The following is a 12,475-nucleotide window of genomic DNA, read 5'->3' on the forward strand; positions in this document are numbered from 1 at the left end:
ATTTGCTCGGATGACCCGGTTGGAAAGTCGGCTCCGCGCCCCAATAACCGATCTATCGGGGCGCAGCCTGGCGCAGACGTCTCGCCGCCCGGCATTGAAGCCGCCCGCCCCGGCCCCACACAATGCGACATCCGCATGCGAATCAACCGCGACAGAAGGAACAGGACGCATCATGGCAATCAACTTTTCCGATAATCCGCTGCTCGATTTTTCCGGCCTGCCGCGCTTTGGCGAGATCCGTCCCGAACACGTGACGCCTGCGCTCGACGTGCTGCTCGCCAACGCCAGCGCCGCCGTCGAACGCGCCGCCCAGCCCATGACGCCCGCGCAATGGAGCGACGTGGTCGAACCGGTCGAGCGCGTCACCGAACCGCTCTCGCGCGCCTGGGGCGTGGTGGGCCACCTGAACGCCGTCGCCGATACGCCCGAGCTGCGCGCTGTCTACGGCGAGAACCTGCCGCGCGTGACCGAATTCTGGTCGAGCGTCGGCCAGAATCTGGCGCTCTACGAGAAGTACAAGGCCATCACGAATCACAACTCGTTCCAGTTGCTCACGAGCGAGCGCAAGAAGATTCTCGATAACGCCCTGCGCGACTTCCGCCTTTCGGGCGCGGAGCTGCCCGAAGACCAGAAGCCGCGTTTCGCCGAACTGCAGGAACGCCAGGCCGCGCTCGCCAAGGCGTTCTCCGATCATGTGCTGGACGCGACCAATGCCTACGCGTTCTACGCCAAGGATGAAAGCGAACTGGCCGGCCTGCCCGAAGACGTGATCGCCGCCGCGCGCGAAGCCGCCGAACGCGAGAACAAGGAAGGCTACAAGTTCACGCTGCACTTCCCCTCGTATTTCCCGGTGCTCCAGTACTCGGAAAACCGTGCGATGCGCGAGACGATGTATCGCGCCTACGTGACGCGCGCCTCGGAACTCGGCCCGGTCTATGGCGGCGGCAAGCCCGAATGGGACAACACCGCGATCGTCGACGAGCAACTGAAGCTGCGCGCCGAAGAAGCGAAGATGCTCGGCTACAACAACTTCGCCGAAGTCTCGCTCACGCCGAAGATGGCCGAAACGCCCGCCCAGGTGATGAGCTTCCTCGAAGACCTCGCCACGCGCGCACGTCCACACGCGGAAAAGGACTGGCAGGAACTGCGCGAATTCGCCGCCAGCGAACTCGGCCTCGCGCAGCTCGAACCGTGGGACATGGCCTTCGCGGCGGAGCGTCTGCGCCAGAACCGCTATTCGTTCTCGGAAAACGAGGTCAAGCAGTACTTCCCTGAAGACTTCGTGCTCAAGGGCCTGTTCAAGGTCACCGAGACGCTCTTCGGCGTACGCATTCGCGACGACAGCGCGCCGGTCTGGAACGACGACGTGCGCTTCTTCCGCGTCGAGAACGCCGACGGCACGCTCGTCGCGCAGTTCTATCTCGACCTCTACGCCCGCGAAGGCAAGCGCGGCGGCGCATGGATGGACGACGCGCGCTCGCGCCGCAAGCTCGACGCCAACGGCGTGCAGACGCCGGTCGCGTACCTGACCTGCAACTTCTCGGCGCCGGTGGGCGGCCGCCCGGCCTGCTTCACGCACGATGAAGTCATCACGCTGTTCCACGAATTCGGCCACGGCCTGCACCACATGCTCACGCGCGTGGACGAGCTGTCGGTCTCGGGCATCAACGGCGTGGAATGGGATGCGGTCGAACTGCCCTCGCAGTTCATGGAGAACTTCTGCTGGGAGTGGGACGTTCTCACCGAGATGACCTCGCACGTCGACACCGCCAAGCCGCTGCCGCGCGAGCTGTTCGACAAGATGATCGCTGCGAAGAACTTCCAGAGCGGCCTGGGCACGCTGCGCCAGATCGTGTTCTCGATGTTCGACATGGCGCTGCACGTCGACTTCGACGCCTCGAAGGGCAAGACCGTGAACGATCTCGCGCGCGAGATCAACGAGCGCTACCACGTGATCGCACAGGCGCCGTTCTCGCGCTGGCCGAACACGTTCAGCCACATCTTCGCGGGCGGATACGCTGCGGGCTACTACAGCTACAAGTGGGCGGAAGTGCTGTCCGCAGACGCCTACGCAGCCTTCGAAGAAGCCGCCGAAGCCGCGAAGTCGAGCGTGCTCGATCCGGCCACCGGCACGCGTTATCGCAAGGAGATTCTGGAAGTGGGCGGCAGCCGCCCGGCGATGGAATCGTTCAAGGCGTTCCGTGGCCGCGAGCCGAACATCGACGCGCTGCTGCGTCATAACGGCATGGAACAGCCGCCGGCGCAATAAACCAGCGCTTTACGCCTGAAGCATCCTTAAGACCGCGCCCTTCACCGGGCGCGGTTTTTTATTGCCGTAGCGCTTTATCGATGCAGCTTGAAGTCCACGCTGTCAGGCCGCCCTTCAAGCGTGAGCGACGCACGCTGCGCAGGCTGCCGGCTCACGACCTTGCCGCGACTCACCACCGCTAGACGCGCCGCGCGCAGTCGGATCGCCTCGATCGGATCGCGTGCATCGAGCACGACCAGGTTCGCCGCGCAGCCCGGCGCAACGCCATAGCCTTCGAGGCCAAGAATCTGCGCGGGATTGACCGTCACCGCGTCAAAGCACGCACGCGACGCTTCCACGCCCGTCATCTGTGCGACGTGCAGGCCCATCTGCGCGACTTCGAGCATGTCACCCGAACCGAAGCTGTACCACGGATCCATCACGCAATCGTGGCCGAACGCGACGGTCACGCCGGCCGCCATCAACTCGGGCACACGGGTCATGCCGCGACGCTTCGGATAGGTATCGGCGCGGCCTTGCAGCGTGATGTTGATGAGCGGATTGGCGATCGCCGCCACGCCCGATTCGCGCATCAGCGGGATCAGCTTGCTCACGTAGTAGTTGTCCATCGAATGCATCGACGTGAGGTGCGAACCCGTCACCCGTCCGTGCAGGCCAAGTCGATGCGTGTGCGCCGCGAGCGTTTCGATATGACGCGAGAGCGGATCGTCGGACTCATCGCAATGCATGTCGACACGCAGGCCTTTCTCGGCAGCGAACTCGCACAGCAGCCGCACCGATTCCGCGCCGTCGGCCATGGTGCGCTCGAAATGCGGAATGCCGCCGACCACGTCGACACCCATCGCAATAGCACGCTTGAGATTGTCGAATGCGCCCGCGCTGCGCAGCACGCCGTCCTGCGGGAACGCCACCAGTTGCAGATCGAGATACGGCGCGACGCGGCGCTTCACTTCAAGCAGCGCCTCGACGGCCAGCAGTCGCGGATCGCAGACATCGACGTGCGAGCGGATCGCCAGCAAGCCGCGCGCGACGGCCCAGTCGCAGTACTGGAGCGCGCGCTCGACCAGCGCTTCCTGCGTGAGGTGCGGCTTGAGCTCGCCCCACAGCGCAATGCCCTCAAGCAACGTGCCCGACGCGTTCACGCGCGGCAGGCCGTAGGACAGCGTGGCGTCCATGTGGAAATGCGCGTCGATGAAAGGCGCGCAAACGAGCGAACCGGCAGCGTCGATTTCCTCGCGTGCCGGTGCGTCCAGTCGCGGCTCGACGGCGGCAATGCGCCCCGCTTCGATGCCGATATCGACCGTCGAATGCCCGGCGGGATGTCCATGCGCAAGCACGGCGCGGCGAATGATCAAGTCCATGTACGGCTCCTTGCTGGCGTCTCGTTATGCACGGAGTTCCGATTCTAGCGATGACAGAAATCTGCGCACAGTTGGAGCGCGGCTCAGCGAGCGCGCGATGTGTCTGCAAACCGCCCCTGCCCGTATCGTGACACCTGGGCACAACCGTACCTGTACAGCGGCGACGCCACGCCTATACTCGTGCGAACATCTCAACCACTCGCGGTGCAGGCAATGAAGACAATTGGCGTGATTGGCGGCATGAGCTGGGAATCGTCGGCGGAGTACTACCGGCTGCTCAACAGCCAGATGAAGGCACGGCTTGGCGGACACCACAACGCGCGCAGCCTGATGGCTACCGTCGATTTCGCGCAGATCGAGGCGTTGCAACGCGCGGGCGACTGGGAGGCGCTAGGCGTCTTGATGGCGCAGGCCGCGCAGCAACTGGAACGCGGCGGCGCCGATATCGTGCTGCTCGCGACCAACACCATGCATCGCGTGTACGCCGCGATCGAAGCGGCTATCTCGATCCCGTTCCTCCATATCGCCGACCCGACAGGTGCAGCGCTGCGCGCGGCAAACGTGACGCGCGTGGGGCTGCTAGGGACGCGCTACACGATGGAACAGGACTTCTATGTGGGCCGGTTGCGCGAGGTGCACGGCATCGACGCCATCGTGCCGAACGAACCCGATCGCGCGGACGTGCATCGCATCATCTATGACGAGCTGTGCCATGGCAACGTGGACGCGCAATCGCGTCGCGTGTATCAGCGTGTGATCGACGACCTCGCTGCGCAAGGCGCACAGGGCGTGATTCTGGGTTGCACGGAAATCACGCTGCTGATTGGCCAGAACGATTCGAGGTTGCCGGTGTTCGACACCACCGCGCTGCATGCGCAGGCCGCGGTGGACTGGGCCTTGCAGGGCTGAGCGCCCGCATCGACAGCGGGCCCTGACTCAGTGCGCCTCGCCATGCGCATCGTGACCCGCTGCCGGATGGACGCGCGGCGGGAAAAAGAACTCCCTTGGATGATGGCGCAGGCGGCTCAGCACGCCGCCGAGCAGACGGCGCGTTTCAGCGAAAGTCACGCTGCGCGCACGCAGCGCGACCCACATCGCCAGACTGAAGCTCACGAACAGGTTGATCGCGCCGATTGCCCAGGTGCCCGCTATCGCGGTCAGCATCAATGCATGAGGCACCGCGAAATTGAGCGAAACACTCGCGAAGCCCGAGTACGTCGACGCGAACGCGACGTGCCGGATGTCGAGCGGCAGCCCGAGCAACATGCCGGCCACCCACACCCCGCTCAGCATGAAACCAAAGACAAAGTTGCCGATCAGCGCCCCGAGATTGCCCCTGACGTAGTTGGCAATACGCGGCAGGTTGCGCTCGCCGAACACTCGCCTCGCCCAGCGGATATGCGTGATGCGCTCGGGAATGCGCTCATAGATACACAGGTTGTCGCAGTAGCCATTGATCTGGCCAGCAAGAAAAAGACAGACGCCCGCGAGCGCCGCGTAGACGAGCGTCGACGGTTTGAACGCCACCTCGTTGAGCAGGCCGGTCGCCCTCGTGGCGCTGATGATCGGATGCCCCATCAGCTCCCGGTACGCGAGCCCAATGAGCATCGCGACCGGCACGGCCAGCGCGACATTGCCCAGGATCGCCGCGGTCTGGCTGCGCATGGTGCGAACAATGAGGGTGACGAGGTGCTCCAGGTCGCGCCCGCCCTTGCGGCTGCTGTCCTTGATGGCCGCCGCGAGAACATGGGCCGTCATCGCAGGCTGCTTGGTGGCCACTGTGCCGCGCAGGACGTGAATCAGCACGAAGCCGAGCCCGTAGTTGAGCCCAAAGCCGAACGATTCGTTGAGCGGCGTCCAGCCACATCCCGCGATGAGAAACTTGAGCGCCGACATGAAGCCGATGATGCAACCGCCCAGAAGCGCCGAGCGCAGCAGCGCGAAGTAATCCCTTCGACTGGCCGCGATGTAGTGCTCGCCGGCCTGGCCGGCATTCTCCGTCACGCGCAAGGCGATCAGCTCGACATTCTGGCGGAAGTAATCGCGCAGGTTGTTGCGGCAGCATTCCGCCTGAATCAGTCCGGAAGCCAGCGTGGCGATCATGGGCAGGACGATGTCATCACCGCGCTCCTCGCGCAGGGCGGCGACGACGCCAATCAGGCTTTCCGCGCGAGACAGATGCTGGTTCAGCCGCAGCAGGTGCAGCGTCAGCGAGACGCTGGTGCCGGCACGCGCGGCGCGCCGCCGGATCCGGTCACCCACGGCGCGGCACTGGTCGAGCAGGACGGCGAGGTGTTGCGAGTCGACGCCGGCCGCGACCGCCAGCATGGTGTCGCCGTCGTCGTCGCATGCGTCGGCACACTGCCGTGCCGCGCCGGACGATGCATCGAAGCTCGCGATGTAGGCCAGCATTTCCTGGTTCTGCGCAATGAACGGCGAGTGCAGCGAGTCAAGCGTCGTATCGTGCCGCAGCATCTCGGGTTCGAGGCCAATCGCGGCAATCCGGTAAGACAGCACGCGCAACGCTTCAAGCAATTGATGCAATGGCGGCGCAGCGTCCTGCGCGGCACGTGCGCCCTCTTGCCCCGCCTCCTCGTCGAAGCGCAGCGCGCGCAGCAAGTCAGTCCATGCGTCAATGCCCATCTCGCGAACCCACAGATGGTCGCTTGCCCGCTTGAAGACCTTGGCGATCACGTCGCGCAACTGACCGAGGTCGAACAGGTCGGGCAGCAACGTGCTGCGAACAAGCCGGTGCGTGACTTCCGTGAAAAAGCCTTTGTTCGGGAAGATGCCGACGTCCGTGTACAGCGTCACCTGTTTGCGCTCGCCCAGCAAACGCCGCAGCGCACCGCGCAGCGCGGCCCGATAGTCGGCGCTGTGCTCAAGCAGGAAGCAAAGCGTGTAGACGGCGTGCCTGGCCGCCTCGCCATCGGATGCGCGGCGCGGCCGCACGCTGCTGACGAGGTCGTTCAGGAGCACGATATCGGACTCGTTGGAATCGACGAAACGCTGCAAAACGTGTTCGAGCACCGACTGGTACTTTTCAGGAGTAACGGATTTCTTCATGGGCTGCGGGACGAAACATTGCGCCCGACCGGATAACGACGGAACGCGAAGATGGGGGCAGTGCTGACGGCAAGGGACAGAGCGGGGAACCCGAAAGGTCAACGGCGAATGCACGCAAGCGCAGAAGGTTACGGGCAGCATTGCAGCGGCGAAAGCGCGATGTCGCCGCGAGTTGTCAGCGGTCAAGTTGCCCCAAATGGTCGCGGCGCACCGGACGGAAGCACCATCGCGATTGCGGCGTGACGCAAGCAGCCGTGGATATGCGGTGAGTCAACGGCGCAATGCAAAAAACCCGCAAAGGGCGGGTTTTTATGGTCGGCTCAAGGCCGTGCTGCTATTGCGCATGAGGGCGCGCGCGCGACGCGATAGCTGCGCGCTGCGGCAGGAGAAAGCCCCCAGCGAGATGGACGGCTGCCCAGATAGATTTTCTTCGGGCAACAAAAAACCCGCTCGCGGCGGGTTTATGTTTTCTGACAGGACAGCTTACAGCGTTTGGTTGCGGGGGTAGGATTTGAACCTACGACCTTCGGGTTATGAGCCCGACGAGCTGCCAGACTGCTCCACCCCGCGTCCGTCAGAGAAAAGAATTATAGGATGAGGTTGTCATGAAGTCAACACTTATTTCTGATACGCCTTCTGACTGCGGTTGACGAACGCAGGGTCGCCACACATTAATTCGGAATCCAAACCATTATTGTTCGCCCTCTTCCAGCAGCGACGGCAACTCGTCGGCCCATTCGAGCCACGTCTCCTGCGTACGAATCCCCGCCTTGAGAATCGCGTACTGCAACTGCTGGCCACGCGTGAGCGACGACGCGCCGAAGTCGCGTTGCTCGATGGCGCGATAGGTGTCCAGACGCTCGCGCGCATCCGCAATCATTTGCTGCACCTGCCCGGCGAGACCGAGCGGCCCGATCACCGCATCGGCGCGCAGCTTCAGCAGCAGCAGGTTGCGGTCATCGACACCCAGCGGCGTTTCGCGCGCCCAGCGCGCCACCTCCTCGCGCCCGACCGGCAACACGCGATACACCTTTTTGCGCGTGGCCGCTGCGTCCTCTTCGATCACAGCGACCCAACCGGCGTCCACCATGCGGCCGAGTTCGCGATAGATCTGCTGATGCGTGGCCTGCCAGAAGTAGGCAATCGCACGGTCGAAGCGCCTTGCGAGGTCGTAGCCGGAGGACGGCTTTTCCAGCAAGGCAATGAGGATGGCGTGGGGCGTGGACATGCGCCGATTCTAAACCACGCCTCGCGCGTTACCGCCCCGGTTAATTCCCGAGCGCGGATACTATGCAACTGGTTGCATAGTATCCGCCGCTTTGCTATGTTTGATCGCACCCAGCACCAACAACACGATGGCGTCCCGCATGGCTGCGGGGCCGCCGGTTCTGTCCAGGAGATACGCATGTCCTTGCCCGCCGTTCTGCGCCGCGGCCTGTCGATTCCCGTCGTCGGCTCACCGCTTTTCATCATTTCGAACCCCGATCTCGTGATCGCGCAGTGCAAGGCGGGCGTGGTCGGCTCGTTCCCGGCGCTCAACGCCCGTCCCGAGCACGTACTGGGCGAATGGCTCGACCGCATCACGACCGAACTCGCCGAGTACAACGCGAAGCATCCCGACCGCCCTGCCGCGCCGTTCGCCGTGAACCAGATCGTCCACAAGTCCAACGACCGACTGGAGCACGATCTGGGCGTCTGCGCGCAATACAAGGTGCCCATCGTCATCACGTCGCTGGGCGCGCGCGCCGAAGTCAACGACGCGATTCACGCATGGGGCGGCATCGTGCTGCACGACGTCATCAACAACACCTTCGCGAAGAAAGCCATCGAGAAAGGCGCCGACGGCCTGATCGCCGTTGCAGCCGGTGCGGGCGGCCATGCCGGCACGCTGTCGCCGTTTGCGCTGATCCACGAGATCCGCGAATGGTTCGACGGCCCGCTGCTTCTGTCCGGCGCGATCGGCAACGGCAACGCGATTCTCGCCGCGCAGGCGGCGGGCGCGGATCTCGCCTATGTCGGCTCGGCGTTCATTGCGACCGAAGAAGCCAATGCGGTCGAAGCGTACAAGCAGATGATCGTCGAGAGCAGCGCCGCCGACATCGTCTATTCGAATCTCTTCACCGGCGTGCACGGCAACTATCTGCGCCCGAGCATCGTCGCAAGCGGCCTCGATCCTGACGCACTGCCTGAATCCGATCCGTCGAAGATGAGCTTCGCGTCGAGCGGCGCGAAGGCGTGGAAGCACATCTGGGGTTCGGGCCAGGGCATCGGCGCAGTGAAGAGCATCGTGCCCGCTGCGGATCTGGTCGCGCGTCTGAAGCGCGAATACGAGGCGGCACGCGAACGACTGGGCGTGGCCGCTGAAGCAGTAGCCTGATTGCCGGAGCCGGATGGCTGGATCGCTTCGGGCGGGAGTGCATGGCGAGCGGCAGTGCTGTCGCTCGCCATGCGCTGCGGGCCGCCGCCTGGCCCGACGCCGCCCGAGCGGCTATAGTGCGGTATCGCTCCCGGGAACGCCCGCGCCCGCTGCGGCAGGCAGCGCGATTCCCCGCATCCCGCACATTTAACGGCTCATCCATCCATGAAAATCGCGACCTGGAACGTCAACTCCCTGAAAGTCCGTCTGCAGCACGTTATCGACTGGCTCGGCGAAAGCAAGGTCGACGCGCTCTGCCTGCAGGAACTCAAGCTCACCGACGACAAGTTCCCGCGCGCCGAACTCGAAGCGCACGGCTATCGCAGCTGGTTCGCGGGCCAGAAGACCTATAACGGCGTGGCGATTCTCGTGCGCGACGGCCTCGCCGTCGACGAAGCGACGGTCGTGCGCAACATCCCCGGCTTCGAAGACCCGCAGCAGCGCGTCATCGCGGCGACGGTCGAGGGTGTGCGCCTCGTCAGCGCCTATTTCCCGAACGGCCAGGCGCCGGGCTCCGAGAAGTTCACCTACAAGCTCGCATGGCTCGACGCGATGCACGATTGGCTCGCGCAGGAGATGCAGCAGCACCCGAAGCTCGCGCTGCTCGGCGACTACAACATCGCGCCCGAAGACCGCGACGTGCACGATCCAAAGGCATGGGAAGGCCAGAATCTCGTTTCGCCCGAAGAGCGTGCGCAGTTCGAGCGGCTTATCGCGCTCGGTTTCGTCGATTCGTACCGCCAGTTCGAGCAACCCGAAAAGATGTTCACGTGGTGGGATTACCGCATGTTCGCGTTCCGCCGCAATGCGGGGCTGCGCATCGATCACATCCTGCTGTCGCCCACGCTTGCCCCTGCGCTCGTTTCGTGCGAGATCGACAAGGTACCGCGTAAATGGGAGCAACCGTCCGATCACACGCCTGTCGTGGCCGATCTCAAGCTCGCGGGCTGAATGGCCCCAGCCCGACCACGTAGCCGGCACCGGTTACGCAGGTCATCTCACGACAGCGCCATCGCGGATTCGATGGCGCCGTTGGGCAACAGAAACACCTTCCCCTTCCGCGATGGCGTCATTGCGTGGCGCAGCGCGTCGCCAATCTGATCGAGCCGATAGGTCGCGGCGACCGGACAGTTGAACACCCCCTCTTCGAGCAGCGCAATGGCCTCGGCGATCAACGCGTGTCGTTGCGCCTGCAACATTTTTCCGAGCCGTCCGGTCAGCCAGAATCCCTTGACCGTGATATCGCGAAAGATGGTCAGATCACAGGCAATTTGCAGCGGCTGGCCAGACAGCATGCCGTAGTTCACGAGCGTACCGCCCGCCTTGAGCAGCGCGGCGAGGCGGCCACACTCCTGCCCGCCCACGCCGTCGAGCCCAAGCGCGATCGACGCGCCGCCGGTCGCCTCGCGCGCGCGGCGCGCCAGTTCGGCAGCATCCTCGCAGTCGACGATCACTGCGTCCGCACCCGCTTCGCGCACCGGATCGATGGCCTCGGGACGACGCACCACATTGAGTGTGCGCAGCCCATCGCGCCGTGCGATCTGGAGCACCGCGCGGCCCACGCTCGACAGCGGCGCCGTCTGCACGAGCCAGTCCCCCGCCGCCAGCGCGCGTTCGCGTCGCACCAACTCAAGCGCCGTACAGGCCGCCACCTTGAGGGCCGCGAGTTGCAGCACATCGAGATGCGGCGCGACCTTGAACACCTGGGCGAGACCCACGCGCCGGCGCTGACACCCATTTTCGTTACCGACCAGCAGCACGCGATCTCCAGGCTCGATATCGTGAACGGCGTTGCCGCACTCGACGACGCGGCCAACGGCGTCGAGCCCGATCGTGCCCGGCAATTCAGGCAGCACGCCATATTTCGCGGACATCTGCGCAAGATCGGCCGGGTTGATCGCGCACGCCTCGATATCGACGAGCACCTCCCACGGCGACGGCCGCCCCGGATCGGCAACTTCGACGCAACGCGCCACGGCCGCCGGTACGCCGAACGTTTCAAAGCGGATTTGCTTCATATCAGGCCCTTGCTCGCCGGAGCCTGCGCCTTCAGCGTCGCCAGCAACGCAACGGTATGGTCGATATGTTCACGCGTATGCGCCGCGCTCAGGAAGAAGCGCAGACGCGCCGCGTTACGCGGCACGACCGGAAACAGCATCGGGAACGCAAAGACGTTGTTGTCGAACAATCGCGCCGACAACCAGAGCGCCAGTTCGGAATCGGGCAGCATGACTGGCACGACACCTGAGCTTTCGCTCGCGCCCGTATCCAGTCCCGCTTCACGCGCGCGCTGGCGAAAGTACTGGGCGTTAGCGACAACGCGCTGAGCGCGCTGCGGTTCTGCGCGCATGATGCGCAGCGCGGCGAGACCGGCTGCCGCATTCGCCGGCGTCGGCGAAGCGATATATAAACCCAGTCCCGGCGCATAGTGCTTGAGCAGCGTGATCATTTCCTGACGCCCGGCGATATAGCCGCCGACCGTCGCGAAAGCCTTGCTCATGGACGCATAGTGAATATCGATATCGGAGGGGTCGAGCCCGAAGTGATCGACCACGCCCATCCCGCGCGAACCCAGCACGCCGATCGAATGTGCTTCGTCGACCATGAGCCACGCGTGGTGACGCTTGCTGAGTTCGATCATGCGGGGAATATCCGGAATGTCACCATCCATGCTGAACACGCCTTCGGTCATGATCAGCACGCGCTCATAGCTGCCTCGATGCTCGATGAGCAGGCTTTCGAGCGCATCGCAATCGTTGTGGGCGAATGCGAAGCGGCGGGCGCCACTGAGTTTCGCGCCGGTCAGCATGCTGTTGTGCACGAGTTCGTCGTAGACAATCAGATCCTGTTTGCGCATCAGGTAGCCGATCGCAGCGACATTGGTTCCATAGCCGCTCACCCCGAGCAACGCGCCTTCCACACCCAAGGTTTCGCTCAACTCACGCTCGAATTCGCCGAAGATCGGAATCTCGCCGCGAATGATGCGGCCTGAACCCGTGGAGGTGCCGAAATCGTCGATCGCCTGCTTGGCCGCGTCCTTCACACGAGGATCGTCCGAAAGATCGAGATAGTTGTACGACGAGAAGTTGATCATGCGCCGCCCCGCTACCTCGACTTCGGCCGTTGCAGCGCCAAGGTGCTCGCGAAACATGTTCCATTCGTAGCCCTGGTTCTCGTAGTACCAGCGCATGGTGTCGTATTCACGCATTTCGGCGAACTTCGCAAAGTCCGTGAACTCCGGGCGAACCTCGATTTTCGTTGCACGCCGCGCCTGCGCGTCACCGGCCGCCGCCGCGCCGCGTTGCGCGCCGAGCACGCGCTTGCGCACCATTTCGATTTGCATTTCCAGACTCATGTCGTGCT

9 protein-coding genes and 1 tRNA gene are annotated in these 12,475 nt (G+C 64.1%); 4 read left to right on the forward strand and 6 right to left on the reverse strand.

Annotation, left to right across the window (positions count from 1 at the left end):
* Positions 1-172: 172 nt before the first annotated feature.
* Complete coding sequence (locus tag BBA01S_RS01905; RefSeq protein ID WP_027814958.1) at positions 173-2,269, forward strand: M3 family metallopeptidase; 2,097 nt, start codon at positions 173-175, stop codon at positions 2,267-2,269.
* A gap of 74 nt (positions 2,270-2,343) precedes the next feature.
* On the opposite strand, the gene BBA01S_RS01910 is transcribed toward BBA01S_RS01905, so the two are convergent.
* Positions 2,344-3,630 carry an amidohydrolase family protein gene (locus BBA01S_RS01910; RefSeq protein WP_027814959.1) on the reverse strand — a complete coding sequence of 429 codons (1,287 nt, stop codon included), beginning with the start codon at positions 3,628-3,630 and terminating at the stop codon, positions 2,344-2,346.
* A 213-nt stretch (positions 3,631-3,843) separates the two neighbouring features.
* Between BBA01S_RS01910 and BBA01S_RS01915 the strand changes: the two genes are divergently transcribed.
* Positions 3,844-4,539, forward strand: a complete 696-nt coding sequence (locus tag BBA01S_RS01915) for an aspartate/glutamate racemase family protein (protein WP_027814960.1) — start codon at positions 3,844-3,846, stop codon at positions 4,537-4,539.
* A 27-nt stretch (positions 4,540-4,566) separates the two neighbouring features.
* Here the strand turns inward: BBA01S_RS01915 and BBA01S_RS39680 are convergent, their stop codons facing one another.
* From BBA01S_RS39680 to BBA01S_RS01930, 3 genes are all read right to left on the reverse strand, one after another.
* Positions 4,567-6,696 (reverse strand): site-specific recombinase, encoded by a 2,130-nt coding sequence (locus BBA01S_RS39680; RefSeq protein ID WP_042295605.1) that lies wholly within the window; start codon positions 6,694-6,696, stop codon positions 4,567-4,569.
* 493 nt (positions 6,697-7,189) lie between these two features.
* Positions 7,190-7,266, reverse strand: a tRNA-Met gene (locus tag BBA01S_RS01925).
* 121 nt (positions 7,267-7,387) lie between these two features.
* Positions 7,388-7,924, reverse strand: a complete 537-nt coding sequence (locus tag BBA01S_RS01930; protein ID WP_027814961.1) for a PadR family transcriptional regulator — start codon at positions 7,922-7,924, stop codon at positions 7,388-7,390.
* 177 nt (positions 7,925-8,101) lie between these two features.
* Between BBA01S_RS01930 and BBA01S_RS01935 the strand changes: the two genes are divergently transcribed.
* Positions 8,102-9,073 (forward strand): NAD(P)H-dependent flavin oxidoreductase, encoded by a 972-nt coding sequence (locus tag BBA01S_RS01935; RefSeq protein ID WP_027814962.1) that lies wholly within the window; start codon positions 8,102-8,104, stop codon positions 9,071-9,073.
* Positions 9,074-9,277: 204 nt separating this feature from the next.
* Positions 9,278-10,063, forward strand: a complete 786-nt coding sequence (gene xth / locus BBA01S_RS01940) for an exodeoxyribonuclease III (protein WP_027814963.1) — start codon at positions 9,278-9,280, stop codon at positions 10,061-10,063.
* Positions 10,064-10,110: 47 nt separating this feature from the next.
* Here the strand turns inward: xth and BBA01S_RS01945 are convergent, their stop codons facing one another.
* Entirely contained in the window at positions 10,111-11,130 is a 1,020-nt protein-coding gene (locus BBA01S_RS01945; RefSeq protein ID WP_027814964.1) for a zinc-dependent alcohol dehydrogenase family protein, read from the reverse strand.
* On the reverse strand, positions 11,127-12,455 hold the full coding sequence (locus BBA01S_RS39685) for an aminotransferase class I/II-fold pyridoxal phosphate-dependent enzyme (protein ID WP_167335991.1): 1,329 nt from the start codon (positions 12,453-12,455) through the stop codon (positions 11,127-11,129). The genes BBA01S_RS01945 and BBA01S_RS39685 overlap by 4 nt, the downstream gene beginning before the upstream one ends.
* Positions 12,456-12,475 lie beyond the last annotated feature (20 nt).

The sequence above is a fragment of the Paraburkholderia bannensis NBRC 103871 genome, assembly GCF_000685015.1.
In the GTDB taxonomy this organism is placed as follows: domain Bacteria; phylum Pseudomonadota; class Gammaproteobacteria; order Burkholderiales; family Burkholderiaceae; genus Paraburkholderia; species Paraburkholderia bannensis.

What these genes read in the sequence shown, in the direction of transcription:
- BBA01S_RS01905 (WP_027814958.1), top strand. Translation starts at nt 173, where the DNA reads ATGGCAATCAACTTTTCCGATAATCCGCTGCTCGATTTTTCCGGCCTG.
- BBA01S_RS01910 (WP_027814959.1), bottom strand. Translation starts at nt 3,630, where the DNA reads ATGGACTTGATCATTCGCCGCGCCGTGCTTGCGCATGGACATCCCGCC.
- BBA01S_RS01915 (WP_027814960.1), top strand. Translation starts at nt 3,844, where the DNA reads ATGAAGACAATTGGCGTGATTGGCGGCATGAGCTGGGAATCGTCGGCG.
- BBA01S_RS39680 (WP_042295605.1), bottom strand. Translation starts at nt 6,696, where the DNA reads ATGAAGAAATCCGTTACTCCTGAAAAGTACCAGTCGGTGCTCGAACAC.
- BBA01S_RS01930 (WP_027814961.1), bottom strand. Translation starts at nt 7,924, where the DNA reads ATGTCCACGCCCCACGCCATCCTCATTGCCTTGCTGGAAAAGCCGTCC.
- BBA01S_RS01935 (WP_027814962.1), top strand. Translation starts at nt 8,102, where the DNA reads ATGTCCTTGCCCGCCGTTCTGCGCCGCGGCCTGTCGATTCCCGTCGTC.
- xth (WP_027814963.1), top strand. Translation starts at nt 9,278, where the DNA reads ATGAAAATCGCGACCTGGAACGTCAACTCCCTGAAAGTCCGTCTGCAG.
- BBA01S_RS01945 (WP_027814964.1), bottom strand. Translation starts at nt 11,130, where the DNA reads ATGAAGCAAATCCGCTTTGAAACGTTCGGCGTACCGGCGGCCGTGGCG.
- BBA01S_RS39685 (WP_167335991.1), bottom strand. Translation starts at nt 12,455, where the DNA reads ATGCAAATCGAAATGGTGCGCAAGCGCGTGCTCGGCGCGCAACGCGGC.